This window comes from Paraburkholderia sp. SIMBA_054, from assembly GCF_046534875.1.
In the GTDB taxonomy this organism is placed as follows: domain Bacteria; phylum Pseudomonadota; class Gammaproteobacteria; order Burkholderiales; family Burkholderiaceae; genus Paraburkholderia; species Paraburkholderia hospita.
In genome coordinates, this window is the sequence record NZ_JAWRXV010000001.1 from 361,441 (window position 1) to 382,147 (window position 20,707).

A 20,707-nucleotide genomic window follows, 5' to 3' on the forward strand; every position below is an offset into this window, starting at 1 on the left:
ATCGGCACCCGAAGGTGCGCGATGGGCCGGGGGCTCCGGCGTTGCTAGATCACGAAAGCGACGCGCGGATGCGCTCACGCATTCCGAGTTCCGCTTCCGCGACGTACGTCAGGAAATTGCTTTCGTTCAGAGGCAACTCATGGCTGAACGCGATTTCAGGGGTGTGGGCCAACTCTTCTCGCCAGATATCGGCGAACTTCGCGAGGCACTGCTCCACTGACTGGTCAAACGGCGCGAGCGACACCTCGAGAGGCGTGCAGGCAGCTGTCGCAACTTCCATGATCCGCGTCTCGGACGTTTCCTGCGCGATGAGCTTCAGCCCTGCCGCCACGTACGTTGCGAAGGCGACAGCATCGCGCCGGTTCGGCTCAGCCGCACGCCCCTTCATGCCCACCTGTGCGAGCGTGAGCTTGAGCATGTGGCTGGCAATCCGATGGGTGTACACGTTCTTTGCGTAGCGATAGATCACGACAAATTGCGCGACGCCCTTGAACGACAGTTCAACCAGTTCCGTTGCACTGCCGCCGCTCGCAAGAGCCTTACCAGATGCCGCGCCCTGATACCCGTCGAATCCGGCAAGATCAGTCGCATTCGAAAGCTGGAACCGACCGACGGTCTCGAAAAACCGGACCGCGGCCACGTGCCCGCTACTCGGCTGGCGAATTTCGGTAGCCAGCGCGATTTCGCCCGGCAGTCCGTTGTCGACGGCCACTGCATCGAAGACGATGCCCGTGCTCAGACACAGCATGGCCTTACCAACGACCATCTTGCCCTTCTCAGCAGCGACACGGAGCTCGACGTACGACAGCTTCGAGTTCTCCGGCACCTGCAGCAATTGCGATGCAGACTGTGCCGGATCGCTCGTCCGGGTGATTTTCTGATTCATGTTGAGGCTCTCCTGTTGTATGCCTGAGATCAGGCGCTAGAAAACCGGAGAGAGGACGACGTTTGGCAAGCGCTCGCTAAGCGCTGGCCAGACGGCGCCAGAGGCGGAAGCGTTTCATTTGCTGGCGGCGGGCCGACATGTTCGGGAAAACGCGCGGCGCCGAACCACGCCATTCAGCCCGGAGGAAGAATGGCGTGGACGGCGCCGGCCCATCAGATCTTTAGCCCTGATGCTCGTCCCAGCAGCGCGTCATCGTCGGCTTCACAAACGTGAAACCTTCATTTTCCAGCACCGCCTTGAGCGAGTCCTCGACGCATTTGCCGTCGAGACAGGTGCCGTTCTCGCCAGCCGCAGCTTCGCGGTTGGCTCGCGCGATCTCTGAGTTCACGCGATCGCGCGCACTTTCGGACGTCATCCCCGCTGGCGCGAGGGCGAAACGATCGTATTCACCGTGACCGTCTGCAGACGGCAGATGGAGCACCTCGCGCACGGTCAACCCGATGGCAGCCGTGGCGGGTACGGGAGCGGTCAGCTGCTGCTCGCCGGCATTTTCGAGCGCCACAAAAGCACGGGCCTCCCGCTTGACATGGATTTCATCCTGCGACGCCGGCCAACGGCGGCTCTGATGCTCCGTCCACGAGTCGAGCAGGTCCGTCGCTTCAAGCAGCAGGTTGGCGACTGAGCTGGAACCGTTGAAGGTGCCCGCACGCAGGCTGTCGACCTCCCACAGAAGCAGTTCGACTGCGCAGGCAGGCGATCCCCCCGTCTTCCAGCGCTTTTCGAGCAGCTCGACGACCTTGTACAGCAGATCCTTTCCGAGCATGCCGATCTGGTCCATCGTGAAGGTAACCGGAAATGTCGTGAGCGAATCGACTGCGTCCTCCAGCAGCCCCACGTCGACGTCACCGTTGAACTCCGGCGCGTCACCCGCCGAGTTGTCGTACGTCCAGCGTTGGTCTGCGTCGAAAGCAACCCGTGTCACCTGTGGATAGAGGCGCTTCACGTGATCGAAGGCGATCTTGACGGCGACCGTCGCACGTTGCTCCTTCTGACCTTCCAGAACGATGTTCGCGCCTTGTTGCTGATTCATTGTGTCTCTCCTTGTTGCCCGTTCAGGCGTTAAAAACCGGAGAGGATGCGGCCTCTGGCGAGCGTTCTTTAAGCGCTGGCCAGAAGATGCTGGGATGAAGCGATGGGCGCGGACGCGCTTTATGGCAGGCGATTTGAATGCCGATCTAACGGCAGGCTCCAATTCTAGCTGGCGCGCACGCGGTATGCAACAGGCAGCCCGGCGGCGCGCGACGACCGAAAATGATCGCAACAGCATCTGCCGGCAGTCCTTGCGCGCCGAGAGCGCGCAGATGATAATGTGCGCCAAGGATGACGCCCCAACCTGCCGGCGGGTTGAACAGTTGCAGTACTACGCTTTTGACAGATGACCTTTTGATTGGTCTGCATGGAATCGCCGGTATGTAGATCCGCTCAAAAGGACCATCATGGCCGAGTACTGCCTGTCGCGCTCTCTCTTTGACCAGTTCAAGCGCATGGGTCGCGAAACCCATCCTGACGTCTCACCCTCCCATCTGATCGAATCCATCGCCCGCGGTTTCGAGTTCACGTCATGGGCCGCGCTCAATACCTACCTGACGAACGATCAAGCGGCCTCTGACGCGCTTCGCGAGTTCTCGTATGAAGCGATGCGCAACCGCCTCCTCGAGCTGGGTTATGCGCCGTCGCCGTCGTGGCCCGAGCACTTTGGTGCGCCCGATGCGGCGACGCGCGCCGCGCGCGCGAGATTGATGCTCGCACGCGAGCGCACATTCTGGACGCTCGACGAGCTTGTGGAGCGACGCATGCTTGGCCAGTCTGAGTCGGATCTGCTTAAGCAACTTGCCCAACGTCGCGCCACCATGCTCATCAGTGGCGCAACAGGCAGCGGGAAAACAACGCTGCTCCACGCGCTTCTCGCCGAGCGGGCGCAGCGCTATCCGGACGAGCAGTTTTCCTTTTTCGTCGACGTGGTGGAAGCCACTGGCTTTCCCGCAAATGTGCTCCAAAACGAAGCGCCACTCAGTTATTTCTCCGACAATCTCAAATCGTTGTCCATCTATCGTCGCGCAGCAGGGACGACCAACGTTCTGGGCGAGATCCGCACCAGTGACGCGGCAGCGGTCGCGGCGACAAACTGGAGACGCCACGGAGGAGGACTCGCATGCATTCACGCGGGCAGCCCGGACGACGCGCTTGCACGTTTCGCTGATCTTCTGGGTGGCTCAACGTCTGGCGGGCGTATAGTCGACGCCGTTGTACAGATGAAGCGTGCACGCGACCGCGGGATTGAGGAAATCCGAATGACACGCGGGGTACTTTAGCCAGTTCATCGCTGGCCGCATTGCTAAAACGCACAACAGGCTGAGGCGCCAAGGCCCTGCCTGGCCTCAGGGGAGTGCGAGATCGTCCGCTTGGAGAAGATCGCTGACGGATGGAATTGCGAGTTCCGCGAAATCGGCACGACTCGCTTCTTCGAGTTCCGACCGCTCGCAATGGGTGGTCGCTGGCGCTGGAACACACGTCTATCTGGCCGAAAGTCGGGGTGACGCGGGAGCGATCCCCGGCTACGTCGTTGTGTGGACGGAGGCGCCTGCGAAGATTGCGCAGCCTCCCTTCGTCACCGGTGGCTAGTGGCCTGAAAGCTTTGCGAGAGACCAGGTCACGTCGTCTTCACGCAAGCAATCCGTTTTGCCAGCCAGCCGTAGGGTTCTGCGCTCTCGCTCCTCCCCAGTTCGACGTTGCATGTACCGCCCTTGAACTCGGCAACCACGTTGGCCGTCTCTCCCGAGATGACCGGCTCGGCATTTACGCGCACCGGGTCTACCTCATACGCCTTTCCCACGACCTCCGCCGCGGCGAAACGCGCCGCCAGCGACGAGCCGGGTTGGGCATGCTCACCGCATGCACTGAGCAACGCAGGAATGGCAAAAGACACCAGTGCTTTCGTCAACCTGCTTTTCACGTTCATGTATTGGTTCCTCGGCTGTTTCCGCCGAACCCTTGTAGGGTTGGTCGTCAGTTGAAATTCGAGACCTTGCCACGATCGCCCGTTCCTTCGGGTATGAACGCCGTAACGCGACCGTCTGGCCCGGGGTGAAGATAGTTACCTCACCTTGATGTGCGGGTCGCCCTTGAATATCAGGACCAGCTGTATCTCTTCACCATCGCTGAGTCCGCGAATCGTCGTTTCAAAGTAAAAGCCGTGCCCAACAACAATGCGAACCGGATCGGTCGGCGTGACGTGTCCGCTCCCTTGAGACTGCAACGCATCAATGATCCGTGGCCACGAATCGCCCGCAAAACACGGGTAGGTGAAAACAAGCATCTTGATCCTGTTCAAAAGGTGAATGAGTTTGGTAAACCAATGGCATTTCGTCTGGGGCCTTTCACGCGAGAAGAAGCGCAAGTGTCTGGCCCGCCATACCCACGATTATTCCGCCTCCCATACTCACAGCGACGCAGCGCCATCCGTTCGAGAAACGAAAGCCCACATCCTGGGCGAGGCCGCACCACATCTTTGCACCCAGCCATGCGATTGCTTGCGCACGCGACACAGGAACCGCGAGCGCGTTCATGGCGGATACGAGAACCGTCATGCCGCCGACAGCGACGATCACTGTCCACGTGAAGCCCCAAAACGTAGGTCTGTGCAATTCAACGCCGAAAACCTTCATTTCTGTCCTGTCATTTCTCGGCGCTGCGCAACACCAGAATCCGCCGCGCTCTGGTGCGCTGTATAGCTGATATTTTCAAACTCGCTCACCATGCCCTTGACCTCGTTGTAAAGGAAGCGCACCTGATCGCCCGGCACGGTCAACGCGATAGCGGTGCCCGTTTTCGTGATGTCTTCCTGAGTCAAAAGGCCACCGTAAAGGTAGTAGGTGTCGGCGTGGAACCTGATGCGAAAGACATAGCTCGCCTGATCGGTTCCGGGTAGCACGCCGATTCGCTCAATTTCACCCGAGATCAGGCGCGCACCCTTCGCATCGCCACCTCCCATCAATCTGTCGAGGATGCCCATTCTATGCCGCTCACCGGGTCTCAGTTTCGGTGGATAAAGCCGCGCCGGGTGCGACGGCAGTGAGGCGATCCATCGCTGCCGATACGCTTGCGCCGTTGACTGTTGTCCAGACCGAGTGCCCAAATCGTGCCGCGTCCACAACATCACTCACCTGGTGCGCTGTTCGAGCGTCCACCGCTTCACGAATTTCACCCACAAGCAAAACCAACGAAAGGTCTTCTACCTGATCTTCGCCACAGCCTTGCTCGATTCGCGTCTTATTCATCGTTCATTCCGTTGCGGCTGCCGGCCGCGTGCGGAGCGCTCTCGCGCCACGTGTGTTCCAATCAGACCGGCTTACCCGCACCATCGCACGGGAAGTTCTGAACCGTGGTCCGGATCTGCGGCATGACGATCGACACCGCCCCGTTGCTGGGCGCCTTCGGCAGCGTGCTGCTACCCTCGTAGACGGTCCGATCACACCAGCCACCCGAACGGGTGAGCAACTCGCCGCCAATCGCCGCTGGCTCGCCGTTGAACAGCATCTTTTCGCCGTTCTGCATCAGATAAGCCCGGGTATCCCGAATGACCACCTTCTCGTCAGCGCTAGCCGCCACCGCGATGGTCGTAAGCACGCAGGGCAAAATCAGGTTCTTCATCTGTGTTTCTCCGTTTTCTTTACCTGGGGGAGGCCCGGTTACCGCCATCAGCGCTGCGACCGCGTCTGGAGATCAATCCGCAAGGCGAATCGTCGCCTTTTCAAGAATGCCCTTGCAAACGACACCTTTGGCTGCAACGCCCGTTGGACCGCTAGCCTCGAATCCCATGCCGAACAGGTCCGGACAGCCCAGTACGCGAAATCCAGTGAGCTTTACGCGGGTGTAACCAGCCTGCGCGAGTACGGAGCGCTCTTCGTCGCCACGGATCCACCTGGGGAGCATCGCGAGGAACATAACGCCAATGACAACCGCGGCAATGATGCTCAGCCACACTTCGCTCTTTTGATCGCCGCTCATTTGCGCCTTCCTTTATTGTCCCGGGAACAGCCCGTCATCCGATCGCACTTACCTGCTTATCGGCTGACTCTGCAGACTGTTCAGAGGTAACCCCGAAAATCTTACGAGCGATCCGGATGCGTTAGATTGTCTGCCTCGAGCACCAGTCCCGCTTCCTTCCACCGCGCAGGGATCGCCCGCCACTGATCAGGATTGAAGCGGAACACCTGCCCGCCCGGATGCGCCGAGGTGAATACGCGCAGATTCATGGCCTCTAGAAGCGGCTGCGCACTGCGCGCCTGGCGCCCGACCAGGATTACCGTTCGGACGTTCGGCAGTAGTGCCAGCAAGTGCGCCAGTTCCTCGACGCCCCGGCGCAGCTCGAGACGCGTCGTTTTGATGGTCGCGTTCCACCCGGGGATGACGTTCCACAGAACGGTGCGCTTGCGCGCGATACCGGCCTCGACCATGAACTCGAAGACAGCCTGCGCCGTCGGGTCGTCGTTATTGCGCGAAATGAAGCCTGAGCCCTTTCGCTTCCCGGTGGGCGATGTCATGGGGCCTGGCTTTTCGAGAAGAAACAGCAGATCCGCGTCGACGCCACCGTCGAGCGGGTCGAAGTCCTGAAACTCCCAGTCAGGATATTTCGCGCGAAGCCCCTCGACGTAGGCCGCAAGTGGCGCGATGTGCGGCTCGGCGAGCATCAAGCGGCGCGCCGCAATCGCCTCTGGAGCGCGCAGCGCGCGCGGCCCGTCGCCTGGACTAACAGTGATCCGGTCCGTGGGGGCGTAGGGATTCTCGTTCATAGGATTACCCTGTCACGGCCGTCGACCTTGGCACGTATAGCGCGCGATCGGCCCGCTGCAGCGCATCCCGTAACTCTGTTTCGCCCTTTTCGACCTGCGCGAGTCCAACGCTTATCGTCCACTCTGGCGTACCCGGCGTCTGCTGGCGGCACGCTTCATGGATCTGTTGCGCACAGGCCCGTGCGTACGGCGCGCACCACGCAGGCAGCACCGCGAGGAACTCGTCGCCGCCCAGCCGGCCAAACACGCCGCCCAGCGAAACGACTTCGCCGCCGGCAAGGTTGGCCAGAGCCTTGAGCACTTCGTCGCCTGCAAGATGGCCATGCCCGTCGTTGATCTGCTTGAAATGGTCGAGATCGATTGCGAGCACCGTCGCACCCGGTTCGATCAGGGCGCGGGAGTGCGCCTCGAGTCCCGCGCGATTCCAGACGCCGGTAAGCGGGTCTCGAAGCGCCGCGTCGCGCAGCATGGCCTGCGCGCGTTCGGCGGGCATAGCCAGAAGCCCGAGATTGAGCACGGCGAGAAGCAGTTGGTCCGACAACATCGGAATGAGCGCCAGCAGGTTGAGCGTGGGGACGGTCCATAGGTACCCCATGAGCGTGATGGCATACCCCGGCAGGTAGCCGAGCATGGCATATCCTGCAAGCCGCCGACCACGACCCCGCGCGGCGGCGGCGCCCCCGGTCAGAGCGATCTTTTCGCCTGGCTCGCGCGACAGGCACGAGAACCCCGCGATTGCGGCAGACACGGCGAGGCTCACCGTGTCGCAGACCTCGGTGACGACTGCGACGAGTGGGCCTCCGCCAGCGATCCACGCCGGCACCAGGTGGGTGCCGACGCAGCCGGCGACGGGTAGCGCCATCCATGCTCGAAACGGCGGCGCGCCATCAAACGCTCTTACCCCCGAGACAATGAGCATGTTGGTGCCCGCGAGCGCGCCGAGCAACGCGCTCTCCAGGACCGGACGTCCCAGCGCGAACTCGAAGCCTGTGAGCACGGCCGCGTAGAGGAGCGCGCTGACGGACCAGTGAAAGCAGTAGCGTTCTGTCTTGCGGCCCAGACCAACGAGCGCGAAGACGAGGCCGAACGCCATGCTGGAAAGCACGCTACAGAGGCGAAGTGTTTCGATATCAGGCGTGTGGAACATGGGAAAACGGTGATGGGTCACGCCGAATCCCGGCGCCATCAGAAGGTTAACGGCATTTTATTGGTTCCCTTTCGCCGTCTATTGCGCAAACCGTCGTCGTGTCGATCAATGGGCCGCTTGATCGCGCCAGACTACCCGGCTGTCCACCCCATCCGGGGACACGACTGAACGGAAACAGTTGATTTTCACGGAAACCGTGGGAATCCGCTGGCTTCGCGTGGCAGAACGTCTGGGTACTGTTCGATGGCAAACGATGAGAGCTTCCACCGGGAGTTCTTCAGGCCGATGCCCGGCAGCGGGCCGACAGAGCATTCCTCGAGTGTTGATCTGTATAGGTCGGGACGTTATCGAACAGGCACCTCAGATCCGCGAAGGCTGCTCAACGGGCGGAAGTCAGCACCCGACCCCGACCGGTCGTTTGCCGGTGCGCGATCAAAACGGCTGCTTGCTGACCATAACGGCCGCCGGGTGTCGAGCCTAGCGGAGCACGCGACGCGCTGCCTGCCTGTGCCATTAACGGAATGCCGCTAACATGCATTGAAGGCACCACCGTTATTTCCGATGGTGAGAGGGCAGCAAGGCACTGAATGCGCTAACACCGTCCCGACTTATACACGGTCGAGCAGCCTTCGCCGGATCTGACGGTGTCTGTCCGATGACGCGAGGGTCCGGCTATTTGCACGGCTACTACGCAAGCTTCGAGGATGCGGCCCTGCGTACCGCACAGATGGCGTATTAGCTCGACTTCGCCGGTGCATCGATAGGTGGCTACTGTTTCATGTCATCGTAGACGAGGTCACCGCCGTATATTTGTCCGTCGTATCCCGGAACCTGAACAGCATATTGCTTAAGCGTGCCCTGTCGGACGATATTTGCGTTTGGATAGACGCCGCAATATCCGTCATACACCGTCTTTGTCATCAGAATTGGCGGCGTCGCTGGACGCAGGGTAATCAGCTCTGGAGAGGTAAAGAACGAGCCGTAGAAGGGACTCGTATGCACGACGCGACTCGGTGCATATTTCGCATCAAGTTTCGATACGAACTGTTCGAGTGACTCGTCACTCCAGTGCCATCCTGTGCCGATGCCATAGTCGTAAGCTACGCGGGCTTTTGTTTCCCATTGCGTTACTGCGGCCTTGTTCGCGATGTCCGTTAGCTTCGATGCCACGTTTGCTGGTCTGCCCAGCCACACCAACGAACGATAGCTGTGACGTTGCACGCCGTGGCGGCGAAAGCCCGTCTTCGTGGCAAGCATCCGGCCAAAGTCTATACCGATTCCACATGCAACTTCGCCGTGTTTGAAATGACGATTGATGATGTGTTGTGAGACAGTATTCATTGCAGCAGCAGTATAGACGGCATTGGAGAAGCAGTTGTTTTGATCGAACATAATCATCACGCGATCGCCGATGATCCCTCTTACGTGTCCGTTGAACTGCTCAGCGCATCGGACCATCGCTCGCACGAACGACGAGTAGAGCTTCGCAACCGTCTGCGGCCGGTGCGCGAGGTTGAGTTCGGTCGAGCGCCGGATATCGATGTACACAACGCAAGTCTCAATAACCTTGCATGCCTGTTGTTTCGAATCGAGATTGGGGAATGTTATTGCGCCATCATCGGAGTGCGGAACAGTGTTCGTATTGGTAACTGTAATACTGAATTCACCAGACAGAATTGTCTCGACTTCTGCCGCGATATCGGCACCGAGGTCTTTTAATGTCATTGCTATCTCGCTACAGAAACTGCCCGATTATCGGAGCTGCCATCATGAAGAGTGCGAATAGCACCGCGTAGGCGCCATAGCTGAACAGTCGCATCTTGCGCGCCGCAATACGGCTGTTGACGACGATCTGAACCGAAAGATCATCCATGTATTCGTCGGTAACAGATCTGTCGGCCTTCGGTGCGTAACGCGCTTGGGTTCTTCCCCGAAAATCCTCGATTGAAGTCCGGGCGACATCACCGAAGTACAGCATGTTTTTTTCCACCTGCTTTGCCCTCAGTACCTCTCGTATCGACAGCTTCGGAATAAATGACGCAATTGATATGCAAGCTGCAATAGCAAAGAACGGCAACGCCAGCCTGAGCCCACTGACGACAAATTGAGGAAGCGGTTTCCCCGACGAGAGCAGATTCATGCTCGCCAGAATCCAGGCTGAACAAAACGTGAGTAAAGCCGCGTTTTTCGTCTCGGCAAACTTGATGAAGTCCACCACACGAGCCAGGTTTGCGGACATGAGCCTTTCGAAACTCTCTTCCTGATCGTTCTTTGCCATTGTCGGTATTCTGCCGAATTTACGTGAATATTCCCTGCGGCGCCATCACGCAGACCAACGGCGTCGCTCCGGCCGGGAACGCGCCGCGTATGCAAAGTTCACAATGGGTGGCCGCTCACAGAGTGTAGCCGACCTTGAACGTCCGAGTGATGCCGCGTGTGAACGGCGGTTATTGGGCGCTCACTACCCGATGCTGTAGAAAGCAGCCGGAGAAGGGCCGGTCAGTTGCTATTCAAGTATGCGGTCTGGCGCTCAAACCAAGCTTCCGGATACGGAAGGAGATCATCGTCGCATTGGGACGTAGCGCCTTCTTCATCCGATACCGTTCCTAAGTGCCGAGGATCTTCCGCGTGAAGTCGAGCGGCCGAAAGTGGCCGGGCTGAGCCGGCGCCACCGCCAATTTGCTCGCCAACGACCGGCCATTGAGCGGGGGCAGACGAGACCTTGGCTGTTCAGATTGATGGCGACCTGGGGCGGCGGCTTGTGGCCGATCACAGTCTCGAGCGCGGGAACGCCATTCTTAACCTATCGCGAGTAGTGCTGCGTGAACAAGAACATTACGCCGATGATTGCGATCCCGGCCAAAAATTTCCAGAGACTCGATTTGCGCGTCGATTCACGCACTGATGTCTGTGACTGCATGGCAACGACAGGCTCATAGTTCGCCGATCGAAATTTTCCGTTCGGGTCTTCGATGAGGTGCCCTTCATGGGCTAGGCGTTGGCAGATATCCCACGCGCGTGAGTATCGAATACCCAACTTCTGCTGCAGATCCAAGACTTCAACGTTTTTGAGTGTGCGTACGATTCGAATGGCCTCATGAAACACGGGATCATGTTCCTCGGACACGCGATCATGCCCTTTGAATTCCGCAATCTCCTGTGCCAGTTCGTTGGCGCCCTGCACTCCGTGGTTCGCAATCAGTTTGATTTTCGATTCCAGGGCGCTGCGATACTCAGCATCAAAAAGCAATTGATCGCCACCGCTCAGCATGCTCCGCACGCGCGCCGCGTAGCCCTTAAAAGCGCCCAACAGCAAGTCTCGCCTGTTCGCGCCAATGGCGATCTCTACAAGGGTCTCGTAACCATCGAGACGCTTGGGATAAACCTCTTGATAGGCGAGCACGCTACGAAGCGCGTCCTCCCACATTCCAGCGGCGATATAGGTGCCGGCCTGATCCAGGCTACGGTTTGCGGTGACCCGGACGCGCTCCCGCTCTTGTCCTTCACGTTTTTCGCTCTCTTCCGCCCATTGAAGCTCGGCTACCAGGCGTGATCGCTCCTGCTGAAACTGCAGCTGGCGCTCCTTGCGGCTCGCCTCATCGCGGAGCCTCTCTTCTCTTACCTGCTCATCCCGACGTCGATCACGATCCAGTTTCTTGATGCGCTCGTGTTCAATATCCTGGCGCACACACGCCGGGCATACCCCCGCGGATTTCCAGTCCAGTTGGAAGACTTCACTGCAGCGGCTACAAACGGAAGTGGTCATAGTTGTGTACAGCACTTTAGATTCATTGGGCCAGGTGCACGGTCAGCGCAAAGTAACATAGCACATCACCTCTGGTTGGCCTCGTCGGTTGACTGTGTCTTCCTCGCCGAATAAGACCGACGACTGACACAGCCTGTCGAATCAAGTCCAGACTTCTACAACTGATCAGTGACCGTCTGTCAAGCGCCTCAGTTCGCCATTGAGCAACTCAATGAGTAAATGTCAACGCGGTCGGTAGGGGCGCCGCCGTCGCCCTCAACATCCATTGTCCGGCCGTGTAAAGCCGTTCGTCCGTGACCGCGGCGAGCCGCCCGACGCGCTGCACGGTGACGGTCAAGTGCGCGGTCACTTGCGCCACAAGGTCGCCGATCTGGTTATTGCCAAGCCGCTCTGCCTAAGGCGTTTTGTGCGCCGTTTTTGCCAAAGTCAAAGTGACCAGCGATCTGGCGCACGCATGAAGTCGTTCCGCGAGATCCTCGGGTGAACACATTTGGTAGCCTCCCGTGGGTCAGTCGATTGATGTAGGCAAGGTGCCTCGGATCGATTCGGGCACCCTCTGGTACGCCTCCTCAAGAAAGCCGCGCTCGAGATCAGCGAGCTTCGACGTGACCTCCTCAACTGCCTGCTCCGAACGCGTCAGCATCGCCTTGAGCCTCCCGTGCAGCGGCGACAGTCGGTCAACCGCATCTTTGCATTTATCCGCGACACTCGACAGCTTCGCCGCGTTGCTGAGTTCGATAAAGAAATCGAACGTCGGCATGTCGAGCGCTCCCACCACAAACCCGAACAGGCCGTCTGGCGCGTCCAGCACCACAGACTCGAAATCCGCCGGGAGTAGCTGAACCAGTCTGGAAACAGCGTCACGGGCGTTGTTTGCGGCGCTGCGTGCAGAAGAAGTTTCCATGTACGCCAAAGCGTCCATCACCTTGCTCTGCGAGCTGAATGCGTCAATGGTATCTACCATGGCAGCAGATCGACACTTCCGTTCCGCCTCGCGCAGCGCAACGAGCGCGCGATCGCCGGCGTCGAACCATACATTGGTCTGGTCCCGGCACTTTTCGCGGGCTGCGAGGTCTTCCTTGTACCGAGCACTGAGCGCGGCGACATCGAGGTCGTCGCCCAACTTTCGGCGGGCAGACTCCTTAACCCACGCTGACACGTCCTGATGAATCCGGTCTGAAGTCGACAGATACTCGGCTTCTGCCAGGATGAGAGCGCGTTTGGCGGGCGTCGTGGTGATCGCACCAACGAAACGCGCCCAGAAAGACCTCGAGCGAACCTGCGTGTCTTCCGCCAAGGCGCCCTTCGCCTCATTCAACGCATCTTCAACAGATTCAAGTTCCTGTTCGAGCTTCCGAAGCTTTTCCTCGACCATATCGTATTTCCCTCAGTGTGTTCTAGCGCTCGTTATCTGCTGCTTCGCATGCAGCGACCCAAGAGCGACATGCAGTCTCAGGACCGATTGAGGTCGTGCCACGCCAGCGGTGCATACGATTTATTCAGCGACCGCCGACGGAGATGGGCGGACTGTCGCGATCGGCCCCGCAGTGGATTTATCGGATACTCCTACGCTTTGTTCAGAGACCCGCCCGCGAATTTCACCTCTGTCCACGCGGCACATTTCGGCGAGTCAAGCCGGCGAGTGCACAGGCCGCCTTGTTCGCTCCGGGAACGTGCTCGGGGCGGTCAAGCGCTCCCTTGAACAGGTGGCGCGGTCTGCAATAATCCGTGCACCCCACCAACGAGACACACCCGAGATGGAAACGCAGGTTCATTCCCAACAGGCCCAGGCACACTCTGCATCTGGCCGCGCGCTCGGTTACATCCTCGGAACAGTGAATATCCCGGCGCACGTGCTGCGGCTATCGGACAAGCTCGCTGACGAGTTCTACAGCGCCGCAGAGGACACCGAGTTCTCTGGTGACCAGATCGAGACCTATGAGATTCCCGCCTGGGCGAGCCGCGGGGCGGCCCAGTGGCTGCCAGACCTTACAGTGCTTGGCTATCGCCGCGCGGACGGCGGTTACCCGGGTCGAGAAGAACTGCTGGTGGCGACGGCAGGCGCCGACATGCATACAGATGGCGAAGGGCTGGTGCTGATGGTGATGCTACACAACGATGGCCTCACGTTTCGGCAAGGCAAGGTTCGCCACAAGCCCAAGGCTGGCGACTGGTTCGTGTTTGACGATCGCCGGCCGCACGGTGTGAGCGAAGCGCCCGGTCGGTCGTCGTTCCTTGCCTGGAACATCCCGATCGTCGCACTCTGAATGCTGGCGAGCGCCCCCCACTGTTCCGCCGCACACGTGGTAAGTTGCCGCACGCCGCGCGATCGCTGCCGACCTATTGTTCAGCCGCGAAAATCTGCCAGCCCAACCCATCGACCTTCGTCAAAAACCCGCAGATGTCCTTATGCGGCCCGCAGGCGAAGTGGTTGTCGGCGCGGCTCCACCATACCTCGATCAATTCGTCCGGCACCTCAGGGCGCAGCCGGTTGATGTCGTAGCCGTGCGGACCGGGAGGCTCGAACAGTACCTTGTAGCCTTCCGCTCTAAATCGCTGGATATCTTCGGTCGAGCAGTGAAACTCATCACCATCGACATAGCCATCGAACTGGCGCTCGACCCAGTCAGGCACGAGAATCTTCCCATCGATGACCTCCACCGCGCCGTAGGGTCGGGACTCTTCCACGAGCATTTCGGCGAAGCGCGCCTGGAGAACAGGCACAGTCGATTCCATCGCGGACAGATATCTTTCGGTGATGTACCCGGTGACATCATGAAGATGATCGTTGAGATCGTAGACGCGTGCCCGGTAGAGGCCGACTGTCAAGCGGTCAACGACCCGCGCAAGATCGACCAGTTCGCTGGAATACATTGCTGTGCTCTTTTCTGGAAAGGGAGTGAAGTCCGGGACGCGCTCATCACGAGCCTGGTGCCGGCGGCTTTTGCCGATCTTTACTCGCCGTGGGGCCGACCGCGAAGCAACTCACGATTCGGGCTCCAGTTGAAATAGTCGTCGTGGAGCGGCTCCGAGATCCCATACCGCACCGCGCATTCGACAGCGATGACCATGAGGGTGGTCTGCCACATCGTCAGCCCGAATTGAAACGTGCACACGTAACTCACGATCATGCCCGAAACCAAAATCGGCACCCACATCAGAAGGTCGAGCACAGTGTTTCGCGTCTTCAGTTTCTTCTTCATCTTCTCGTCCGTTCTCTGTTACTCGGAACCTGACCGTTGCCGCTAGCAACAAAGCGGCAAGTGGCCAGGTCACGACATCACAGTCGATCGCCGTCGCAGAACGTATCTTTGATCGCCGATACCGCGCCGTCAGCCGTGACGGTCGTCTGCTTCAGATACTCGTGACAAAGTTTTCCGCTACTGGCTTTCGTGTCCACCAGCTGCACGGATTGCGCGCCCACCTGTACGTTCCTGATGGACACGATCTGCGCCGCGGGGGCGTTCGTTTCCGCGTGTGCCACGCAGCAGGCAATCGCCAAAGCGAAAAGCACCATTTTCTTCATGTTACCTACCCCTCAAGTGTGTCGATCGCGATGCTTGATGCAACTCGCCGACGGATAACGGCTTGCCTTCAGTTCGAAGGGAGCTCGCGCAGTTCCTGCGCAGTCAGCGGACGGCGACTCTCCGAACGCTCCCGCATTTGTGCCTCGGCCGACTGGTTGCTCGACATCCGGGTCGCGAGAAGGGTTTGAAGCGTCAGGAGGATTTTCGTATCCGTCTCATTCAGCTGGTCCAGTTTGCGAGTGATGCGATCGGCGTCTCCCTCCGGAATGTAGACCCACGTGCCGTCTACGCCGCACTGCATAGCGTGTCCGGCCGCATCGTAGTTCATTGGCGGGACTGAACCGCGCCCGTGTTCACAGTGCGCTCCGGCGGCGGGCGCGACAACAGGCGGTTTGAACGCAGTTTGCGCGTTCGCAGCAGACGCAGCGGCAATCAGAGCGACTGCAGTAATTAGATTCTTCATCTTTCCCCGACTGGATATGGTTTCGTAAGCCAGACATCACAGTTGCGTTTGGCACGCAGGTGACCAGCGTCTCGGCACCTGCCTTGTCTTATTCGGCAGATTCTGAAGTTTGTTCAGGGGAGATCGAAAATATCGGCCTCACATCGACACCGGACGATGGATTGACGCTGACCATCCACAACATCCGGATGCCCTATCATCGGTGTCGGTGACTGGCTCATACACGGGCATCCAGATATCGCGCTGCTGCATGCTCTTCCCGCGCGCTCGTCAACCCTTGTCGACGGCGCAGAGCGCCGCACTCAGATAGGCCGATTCCTCAAACGTACCGGGCCACGGTCCCGTGCTTTTTCAAACAGACGGTAATAGGGTGTGCTCCTTTGCTGAGTGTCCGGTGCATTCACGGACGCCCGATGCTCCGGCACCAATGCTTCTATTAAGGCAACCCCGGTTGCCGACTTCCCGAACCTCCACGTATCCTCGATAAGCCACGTAGTTCCGCAGTGGTCGCACGTGCGGCTGTCGATCGACATGTCCATTCGCATTGGCGAAAGTGCGGTGACTTCGCACTTGAGGCATGTCGGCTTGAATGGTTTGTTTGGGTTCGTCATATCCCTATCCAGTTTTCCTGCGCGTTGTGAATAATGTGCGACGTTCGATCTTGATGATTGCCGGGAGATGACTGGATGCGTAGTCGCTCGAGCCGCCAGCGCGTCTGTCATTCCGGATACCGCTGGGACCATGTGATGTGTGATGCGCCATCAGGAGACGACACCAATGCGATATATGGTTTCGTGAGCCAGACATCCCAGTTGCTTTTTACCGCGCAAGTGACCAGCGTCTCAGCACCTGCCTTGTCTTATTCGGCAGAATCTGATGTTTGTTCAGGGGAGATCGAAAATATCGGCCACACATCGACACCAGACGAGGATTGACGCTGACCGTCCGCACAATCCGGATGCCCTAAAAGAATTCATCGGTGTCGGTGTCTGGCTCATACGCGGGCATCCCGGCTTTGGGGAGGACGCGATAGCACGAGTCTGCGTCGAATATCGCTCCTGCATTGGGATTCCATGTGTCGCCCCCGTTGGAACGGCACTCAACCGGGTACCCGTCCTGGTGTAATGCGAACGCCAACGCGCGCACTGCTAACCGAACGGTGCCAAACGGACGATCCAGCGCCTTGTTTAACGATGCCAAGGCCGCGACGGACCGCACGCCGCCATCGATGTACAGCCTGATAGCGAAGCCTGCGTTGTACTCGGACGAAGAAAACGAGACACGCTCGTCGCAGTACGTGCCGCTTTCGTCTTGCTCAGTCATGACCGTTTCCCATTTTTGTATCCTGGTCGCCTCAGACCGACGGCCAACCGCTTTGCAGTTTGCGCCGAGCAATCGGCCTTTTCCGTCGCTTGCCTGATCACCGACCCCAAAGCGCAAAACCGGAAGGGGCGATGGCAGTAAGTGGAATGTCACGAAGCCGACCAGGGCGCTCTTCGCCGCGTCACGCCGGGCCTCTGCGACCTTCTCCCTGGTCTTCAGGTGATCCGGACAGCGATCGTCACCGGTTCTGCGCCCCTGTCGCCGCGCTGACATTCTCCACGCCACCCATGTCGCTGCTCGGACTCGTCGAGTTCGCCGTCCGGAGTGGCCATGTATCGCATCCACGCGTGACGCGGGGCCGGGAATTTGTAGCCCCGGCTCTCGCGTTGCATTGCCCCAGACGCCACCGCGAGGTCAATGTGCCCCTCGATCACCAGCGTGTCACAGCGTTCGTTAACAAGCCAATCGACTGCGAGCGCAGCAGGCCTCGCAGGCGCATCAGCCTCGGGCACGAATGTGGTCAGTTTTGTCGCTTTGCCTTGCCAATAAAGCGCCATCGCGCCCTCCTCTGCGTTGAGCCTGCGTGTGTTGCATGCACCGTTCCGGCTGACAAACACTCAGTCGGCTGTGGCGCCGCCGTCCGTGGCGCCCCGCTCGTTCCGGGTCGGGCTCGCCTGTCGGCTCGCCTCGCGCGCACCAGAAGCCTGTAGACGCACACAACCTTGCTCGTACTTTCGTTCCCATCTAAACGGGTTCGTCGCGCAGCGACGCCGCAAGGTCCGTCAGCCTGGCCGCCAACACGGCATTGTTCGATGGTAGGGCGATTTCGACCTGCAGCCCGTTCAAGGCTCGGACCTGATCGGCGTGATGCTGTGCCACAATCTCCGGCGTCAGCGTGCTCGCGTATTCGAGGTTGTCCACTGCCGAACAGAGGTGCAGCCACAGTTCTTCGTCCATAACATCCGGAACGCCGGGCCGATCAGTAACTGCGTCGATCGATAAAGCCGTCACCTCGGCGGGCATGCACGCACGAAGCTGCTGTTCGCTATTCGCGACTTCTTCACCCTCCATCGAGCCGTGCACCGTCGAGATCGTGAATTTGAACCGGGAGACCATATCGCCTTCCTATGAGTGCGCGAGCCAAACGGTGCCGAGGACGACGAGCGCCGCGATGGCGAGCACCACCGCACCATTTGCTATTCGCTCGCCCGACGCGCAGCCGGGGCTGTTACTGTTGCGCGCGAGCGAGATCGAAGTGATCAGTAAAGCGCGTAGGATCGCATTCCCCGAAACGCCGTTCGCGCGCCGGCTGGGACTGATGCGAGTCACCGGAAATGAACTCAGACGTTCCTAAAGTCAGACGGCCGGCTTCACCGAAGCCGACGCCCTCTTCTTTCCGCACTCCTGGACCTGCACCAGAACCGTCTTGCCCTTTGGCGCTTCGTCCGTTTCGTAAGAGGCAGTGCCGCCCTTGTATCCGAGCACGACCTTGAACCTCGGTCCCGTCGAAAAATGGTCCACCGCGATAACGTGTGACTCACACTTTCCATTCGAGCACGTCGTAGCCGTCCGGGGCAAATCGATGTCCTGATGAAGGTCACTGATATCGAGGACGGCCGCGTGGACCGTTTTGACTGCGCACGTTTCTTCGGCCCGACATGCTCCCGCCACACTTGCAAGCGCGAGAAGCAAAGCGACTTTCTTCATTTCGTTCCCCCGGGTTTTCCCACTTCTTTTCCAGAAGCGCGATCAGATAGCGTTCAAAGCGGCCTGTCGTAATCGCAGACGGCTGACAGATCGATTCTCGTCACAGATCCGTCCGGAGCATACGAAACGTCTTTTACATAGTCGCGGCACACGTGACCGGATTGGCTCCTCCAGGTTTGCAACTGAACATCAGCCTTACCCGCCGTGAATGTGCTAACGGACAAAAGTGTCCCGTTTCCCGGAACGAACTCTTCTGCCGCGACTGTCCCGGCGCAACTGCCGAGCGCTGCAAGTGCGATCATGATCTTCAACATATTTTCACCTTGTTTCGTTCTGTCTACCGGACAGCAGGCGGGGTGCGTTCAGCGATTCGCGGACACGGTTTGGGACTTTCTTGTGAACGCGCATCGCATCACCGTGTAGCGCCGGATACAACCGAAAACACACGGCGCGCGAGCCGTGTTTTCCGTTATGGGATGAACACAAGGCCGGGATCGGTGCCGGTCGGAATCTCCGACTCGAAAACAACTTTCACCTTGCGTCCGAAAATGTGGTCAAACGCGACCTGAAGCGTATGGCGCGTGTCATCACCCTCCTGATGCGAATCGACTTGCGGGCCGTCCTGCATGGACACTTCGGCCAACACTTCGCCTGCGCCGTCCGCGCTTTTGATGAAGACTTTCGCTGGGTTGTTCATTGTGTTTCCCTATCTGTTCACTGGATGCTCGCGAAGCGCAGCCTTGGCGCCTTGAATAGCATGAAACAACACAAAGGAAGCAAACAGCCACAGACCGAAATCCGCAAAAAACTGTCCCCACGACTGATCGTTGCCCCACTTGAAAATGCTGGCGATTATCGCCGGCGGGATTGCGCTGACAACGAGTGATTCAACGACGACGAAGGTGCGGCTCGGTCTACTCTGGCTATCCATATGTCTTCCGATTCAAGACGCGCAACGAATGTTCGGGCCATTTCCGGTCGCCACGAGCTGAGGTGAGCAACGATCCTTGGTCATAACCATCCACGACCGCGCAGGCGCAGCGGCCCCTGATGCATATTCGGCAGAAACCGGATTTTGTTCAGACACCCGCACGAAATTATTGGTCGGCGCCGGGGGCGATCGCTGCTGATCTGCTCCGGAGCCGTTGAGTCGGCCCGTTCGGCCCCCAGACATCTGGGTTCTCGCGGTGTGCACTGCCGTCAGCGCCCTGCGCCACGCTCGCGCGAGCAGGCTAACCGGGCATCGTCTCGTCGGCGTCTTTCTGCTTTCGCTTGCCTTTGCGCAGGTACTCCAGCGGTATTTTCGACAGCGATGCCGCCGGAGCGTCAAGGACGTCGCCGAGGCGTTCGAATACTGCTACCGAGCCGTTGCGCCTGCCCGTCTCAATGAGCGTGACGTGGGATGGATACAGGCCGGCAGCATCCGCCAATGCCTGCACGGTGAGTTCGCGACGAAGACGCCAGGCGCGAAGTGGGTGTACATCGGGCGCGACGGCGTCCTCGGCCTGTTCCAGCGCATCTGCCAGCGCAAGCTCGGCCGCCTGCCGGGGATCTTCCGTCAGGGCTGCAGCTGGCGCGCCCAGCACCCTGGCAATCCGTCGAAAAACCTTCGAGCTGCCCCGGCGTTTGCGCGTCTCGATCAGCGTGACATAGGATGGCGCAACATCGACGGCATTGCTAAGGGAGATCGTGCTCAGCCGACGAAACCGTCGCCATGCACGTAGCGGATGCTCGCCGTCATTGACGACCGGCCCGGCCGTTGACCGGGACTCGCCATCAGGCGTGGCAGACGTGACCGCGGCGGGAGTGCGCTGAATGCGTGCGGGCGCGGGCGCCGGGTCTGGCGCATCACTTTCGGACGTGGTGGCGGGCACCCCCACAGCGTCGGTGTTCTCTTGTGACGCGGATGATGTGCATAGCTGATTCCACAGGTCGATGGGAACGACGGCGAACTGTGCATCGTCATCCAGCCGAACGAACCGGACGTCCCTCATCAATTTTGATTTGCTACCGTGCATCGTTCTTTCGTTCAGGCG

At 59.4% G+C, this 20,707-nt stretch carries 28 protein-coding genes; 3 read left to right on the plus strand and 25 right to left on the minus strand.

Annotated elements, in window-relative coordinates; all coding sequences use genetic code 11:
* Positions 1–49 precede the first annotated feature (49 nt).
* The gene (locus SB822_RS02105) at positions 50–886 is read right to left on the minus strand and encodes a hypothetical protein (protein ID WP_410853963.1); all 837 of its coding nucleotides are present in this window, start codon (positions 884–886) and stop codon (positions 50–52) included.
* Positions 887–1,106: 220 nt separating this feature from the next.
* Positions 1,107–2,264 (minus strand): hypothetical protein, encoded by a 1,158-nt coding sequence (locus SB822_RS02110; RefSeq protein ID WP_410853964.1) that lies wholly within the window; start codon positions 2,262–2,264, stop codon positions 1,107–1,109.
* Between the two features lie 118 nt (positions 2,265–2,382).
* On the opposite strand from SB822_RS02110, the gene SB822_RS02115 reads away from it, so the two are divergent.
* Positions 2,383–3,258 (plus strand): ATPase, T2SS/T4P/T4SS family, encoded by an 876-nt coding sequence (locus tag SB822_RS02115; RefSeq protein ID WP_410853965.1) that lies wholly within the window; start codon positions 2,383–2,385, stop codon positions 3,256–3,258.
* A gap of 338 nt (positions 3,259–3,596) precedes the next feature.
* On the opposite strand, the gene SB822_RS02120 is transcribed toward SB822_RS02115, so the two are convergent.
* The 12 genes from SB822_RS02120 to SB822_RS02175 all read right to left on the minus strand — a co-directional run bounded on the left by SB822_RS02120 (position 3,597) and on the right by SB822_RS02175 (position 13,026).
* Positions 3,597–3,905, minus strand: a complete 309-nt coding sequence (locus SB822_RS02120) for a hypothetical protein (RefSeq protein ID WP_410853966.1) — start codon at positions 3,903–3,905, stop codon at positions 3,597–3,599.
* A 135-nt stretch (positions 3,906–4,040) separates the two neighbouring features.
* The gene (locus SB822_RS02125; RefSeq protein ID WP_410853967.1) at positions 4,041–4,262 is read right to left on the minus strand and encodes a hypothetical protein; all 222 of its coding nucleotides are present in this window, start codon (positions 4,260–4,262) and stop codon (positions 4,041–4,043) included.
* A gap of 345 nt (positions 4,263–4,607) precedes the next feature.
* Entirely contained in the window at positions 4,608–4,958 is a 351-nt protein-coding gene (locus SB822_RS02130) for a hypothetical protein (protein ID WP_410853968.1), read from the minus strand.
* Positions 4,959–4,968: 10 nt separating this feature from the next.
* Positions 4,969–5,223 (minus strand): hypothetical protein, encoded by a 255-nt coding sequence (locus SB822_RS02135; protein ID WP_410853969.1) that lies wholly within the window; start codon positions 5,221–5,223, stop codon positions 4,969–4,971.
* A 61-nt stretch (positions 5,224–5,284) separates the two neighbouring features.
* Complete coding sequence (locus SB822_RS02140) at positions 5,285–5,596, minus strand: hypothetical protein (protein ID WP_410853970.1); 312 nt, start codon at positions 5,594–5,596, stop codon at positions 5,285–5,287.
* A 72-nt stretch (positions 5,597–5,668) separates the two neighbouring features.
* Positions 5,669–5,953 carry a hypothetical protein gene (locus SB822_RS02145; RefSeq protein ID WP_410853971.1) on the minus strand — a complete coding sequence of 95 codons (285 nt, stop codon included), beginning with the start codon at positions 5,951–5,953 and terminating at the stop codon, positions 5,669–5,671.
* A gap of 101 nt (positions 5,954–6,054) precedes the next feature.
* Entirely contained in the window at positions 6,055–6,738 is a 684-nt protein-coding gene (locus SB822_RS02150; protein ID WP_410853972.1) for a uracil-DNA glycosylase, read from the minus strand.
* A gap of 4 nt (positions 6,739–6,742) precedes the next feature.
* On the minus strand, positions 6,743–7,831 hold the full coding sequence (locus SB822_RS02155) for a diguanylate cyclase (RefSeq protein WP_410853973.1): 1,089 nt from the start codon (positions 7,829–7,831) through the stop codon (positions 6,743–6,745).
* Positions 7,832–8,653: 822 nt separating this feature from the next.
* Entirely contained in the window at positions 8,654–9,610 is a 957-nt protein-coding gene (locus SB822_RS02160; RefSeq protein ID WP_410853974.1) for an adenylate/guanylate cyclase domain-containing protein, read from the minus strand.
* A 10-nt stretch (positions 9,611–9,620) separates the two neighbouring features.
* On the minus strand, positions 9,621–10,163 hold the full coding sequence (locus tag SB822_RS02165) for a Pycsar system effector family protein (RefSeq protein WP_410853975.1): 543 nt from the start codon (positions 10,161–10,163) through the stop codon (positions 9,621–9,623).
* A 525-nt stretch (positions 10,164–10,688) separates the two neighbouring features.
* Positions 10,689–11,651, minus strand: a complete 963-nt coding sequence (locus SB822_RS02170) for a hypothetical protein (RefSeq protein WP_410853976.1) — start codon at positions 11,649–11,651, stop codon at positions 10,689–10,691.
* Between the two features lie 508 nt (positions 11,652–12,159).
* Positions 12,160–13,026, minus strand: a complete 867-nt coding sequence (locus tag SB822_RS02175; protein ID WP_410853977.1) for a hypothetical protein — start codon at positions 13,024–13,026, stop codon at positions 12,160–12,162.
* 382 nt (positions 13,027–13,408) lie between these two features.
* Here SB822_RS02175 and SB822_RS02180 point away from each other — a divergent pair, with 382 nt between their 5' ends.
* Positions 13,409–13,918 carry a hypothetical protein gene (locus SB822_RS02180; protein WP_410853978.1) on the plus strand — a complete coding sequence of 170 codons (510 nt, stop codon included), beginning with the start codon at positions 13,409–13,411 and terminating at the stop codon, positions 13,916–13,918.
* A 73-nt stretch (positions 13,919–13,991) separates the two neighbouring features.
* Here SB822_RS02180 and SB822_RS02185 read toward each other — a convergent pair whose 3' ends face one another.
* The 7 genes from SB822_RS02185 to SB822_RS02215 form a co-directional block, all read right to left on the minus strand.
* Entirely contained in the window at positions 13,992–14,525 is a 534-nt protein-coding gene (locus tag SB822_RS02185) for a hypothetical protein (RefSeq protein ID WP_410853979.1), read from the minus strand.
* An 80-nt stretch (positions 14,526–14,605) separates the two neighbouring features.
* Entirely contained in the window at positions 14,606–14,854 is a 249-nt protein-coding gene (locus SB822_RS02190; protein ID WP_410853980.1) for a hypothetical protein, read from the minus strand.
* A gap of 77 nt (positions 14,855–14,931) precedes the next feature.
* A complete protein-coding gene (locus tag SB822_RS02195; protein ID WP_410853981.1) occupies positions 14,932–15,096 on the minus strand; it encodes a hypothetical protein in 165 nt (54 codons plus the stop codon).
* 149 nt (positions 15,097–15,245) lie between these two features.
* The gene (locus tag SB822_RS02200; RefSeq protein WP_410853982.1) at positions 15,246–15,506 is read right to left on the minus strand and encodes a hypothetical protein; all 261 of its coding nucleotides are present in this window, start codon (positions 15,504–15,506) and stop codon (positions 15,246–15,248) included.
* A 1,098-nt stretch (positions 15,507–16,604) separates the two neighbouring features.
* Positions 16,605–16,964 (minus strand): hypothetical protein, encoded by a 360-nt coding sequence (locus tag SB822_RS02205; RefSeq protein ID WP_410853983.1) that lies wholly within the window; start codon positions 16,962–16,964, stop codon positions 16,605–16,607.
* 215 nt (positions 16,965–17,179) lie between these two features.
* Positions 17,180–17,521: a hypothetical protein gene (locus tag SB822_RS02210; RefSeq protein ID WP_410853984.1), complete on the minus strand. Its 342-nt coding sequence runs from the start codon at positions 17,519–17,521 to the stop codon at positions 17,180–17,182.
* A 187-nt stretch (positions 17,522–17,708) separates the two neighbouring features.
* Entirely contained in the window at positions 17,709–18,080 is a 372-nt protein-coding gene (locus SB822_RS02215; protein ID WP_410853985.1) for a hypothetical protein, read from the minus strand.
* A gap of 55 nt (positions 18,081–18,135) precedes the next feature.
* Between SB822_RS02215 and SB822_RS02220 the strand changes: the two genes are divergently transcribed.
* Positions 18,136–18,318, plus strand: a complete 183-nt coding sequence (locus tag SB822_RS02220; protein WP_410853986.1) for a hypothetical protein — start codon at positions 18,136–18,138, stop codon at positions 18,316–18,318.
* Positions 18,319–18,320: 2 nt separating this feature from the next.
* On the opposite strand, the gene SB822_RS02225 is transcribed toward SB822_RS02220, so the two are convergent.
* From SB822_RS02225 to SB822_RS02240, 4 genes are all read right to left on the minus strand, one after another.
* The gene (locus SB822_RS02225) at positions 18,321–18,485 is read right to left on the minus strand and encodes a hypothetical protein (RefSeq protein ID WP_410853987.1); all 165 of its coding nucleotides are present in this window, start codon (positions 18,483–18,485) and stop codon (positions 18,321–18,323) included.
* A gap of 655 nt (positions 18,486–19,140) precedes the next feature.
* On the minus strand, positions 19,141–19,368 hold the full coding sequence (locus SB822_RS02230) for a hypothetical protein (protein ID WP_410853988.1): 228 nt from the start codon (positions 19,366–19,368) through the stop codon (positions 19,141–19,143).
* A 9-nt stretch (positions 19,369–19,377) separates the two neighbouring features.
* Positions 19,378–19,602, minus strand: coding sequence for a hypothetical protein (locus SB822_RS02235; RefSeq protein WP_410853989.1), 225 nt, complete (start codon positions 19,600–19,602; stop codon positions 19,378–19,380).
* Between the two features lie 301 nt (positions 19,603–19,903).
* Positions 19,904–20,689 carry a helix-turn-helix domain-containing protein gene (locus SB822_RS02240; RefSeq protein ID WP_410853990.1) on the minus strand — a complete coding sequence of 262 codons (786 nt, stop codon included), beginning with the start codon at positions 20,687–20,689 and terminating at the stop codon, positions 19,904–19,906.
* Positions 20,690–20,707 lie beyond the last annotated feature (18 nt).

Coding starts and splice junctions, on each gene's coding strand:
- SB822_RS02105 (WP_410853963.1), bottom strand. CDS start 886: ATGAATCAGAAAATCACCCGGACGAGCGATCCGGCACAGTCTGCATCG.
- SB822_RS02115 (WP_410853965.1), top strand. CDS start 2,383: ATGGCCGAGTACTGCCTGTCGCGCTCTCTCTTTGACCAGTTCAAGCGC.
- SB822_RS02120 (WP_410853966.1), bottom strand. CDS start 3,905: ATGAACGTGAAAAGCAGGTTGACGAAAGCACTGGTGTCTTTTGCCATT.
- SB822_RS02125 (WP_410853967.1), bottom strand. CDS start 4,262: ATGCTTGTTTTCACCTACCCGTGTTTTGCGGGCGATTCGTGGCCACGG.
- SB822_RS02130 (WP_410853968.1), bottom strand. CDS start 4,958: ATGGGCATCCTCGACAGATTGATGGGAGGTGGCGATGCGAAGGGTGCG.
- SB822_RS02135 (WP_410853969.1), bottom strand. CDS start 5,223: ATGAATAAGACGCGAATCGAGCAAGGCTGTGGCGAAGATCAGGTAGAA.
- SB822_RS02140 (WP_410853970.1), bottom strand. CDS start 5,596: ATGAAGAACCTGATTTTGCCCTGCGTGCTTACGACCATCGCGGTGGCG.
- SB822_RS02145 (WP_410853971.1), bottom strand. CDS start 5,953: ATGAGCGGCGATCAAAAGAGCGAAGTGTGGCTGAGCATCATTGCCGCG.
- SB822_RS02150 (WP_410853972.1), bottom strand. CDS start 6,738: ATGAACGAGAATCCCTACGCCCCCACGGACCGGATCACTGTTAGTCCA.
- SB822_RS02155 (WP_410853973.1), bottom strand. CDS start 7,831: ATGGCGTTCGGCCTCGTCTTCGCGCTCGTTGGTCTGGGCCGCAAGACA.
- SB822_RS02160 (WP_410853974.1), bottom strand. CDS start 9,610: ATGACATTAAAAGACCTCGGTGCCGATATCGCGGCAGAAGTCGAGACA.
- SB822_RS02165 (WP_410853975.1), bottom strand. CDS start 10,163: ATGGCAAAGAACGATCAGGAAGAGAGTTTCGAAAGGCTCATGTCCGCA.
- SB822_RS02170 (WP_410853976.1), bottom strand. CDS start 11,651: ATGACCACTTCCGTTTGTAGCCGCTGCAGTGAAGTCTTCCAACTGGAC.
- SB822_RS02175 (WP_410853977.1), bottom strand. CDS start 13,026: ATGGTCGAGGAAAAGCTTCGGAAGCTCGAACAGGAACTTGAATCTGTT.
- SB822_RS02180 (WP_410853978.1), top strand. CDS start 13,409: ATGGAAACGCAGGTTCATTCCCAACAGGCCCAGGCACACTCTGCATCT.
- SB822_RS02185 (WP_410853979.1), bottom strand. CDS start 14,525: ATGTATTCCAGCGAACTGGTCGATCTTGCGCGGGTCGTTGACCGCTTG.
- SB822_RS02190 (WP_410853980.1), bottom strand. CDS start 14,854: ATGAAGAAGAAACTGAAGACGCGAAACACTGTGCTCGACCTTCTGATG.
- SB822_RS02200 (WP_410853982.1), bottom strand. CDS start 15,506: ATGAACTACGATGCGGCCGGACACGCTATGCAGTGCGGCGTAGACGGC.
- SB822_RS02205 (WP_410853983.1), bottom strand. CDS start 16,964: ATGACTGAGCAAGACGAAAGCGGCACGTACTGCGACGAGCGTGTCTCG.
- SB822_RS02210 (WP_410853984.1), bottom strand. CDS start 17,521: ATGGCGCTTTATTGGCAAGGCAAAGCGACAAAACTGACCACATTCGTG.
- SB822_RS02215 (WP_410853985.1), bottom strand. CDS start 18,080: ATGGTCTCCCGGTTCAAATTCACGATCTCGACGGTGCACGGCTCGATG.
- SB822_RS02220 (WP_410853986.1), top strand. CDS start 18,136: ATGGCGAGCACCACCGCACCATTTGCTATTCGCTCGCCCGACGCGCAG.
- SB822_RS02230 (WP_410853988.1), bottom strand. CDS start 19,368: ATGAACAACCCAGCGAAAGTCTTCATCAAAAGCGCGGACGGCGCAGGC.
- SB822_RS02235 (WP_410853989.1), bottom strand. CDS start 19,602: ATGGATAGCCAGAGTAGACCGAGCCGCACCTTCGTCGTCGTTGAATCA.
- SB822_RS02240 (WP_410853990.1), bottom strand. CDS start 20,689: ATGCACGGTAGCAAATCAAAATTGATGAGGGACGTCCGGTTCGTTCGG.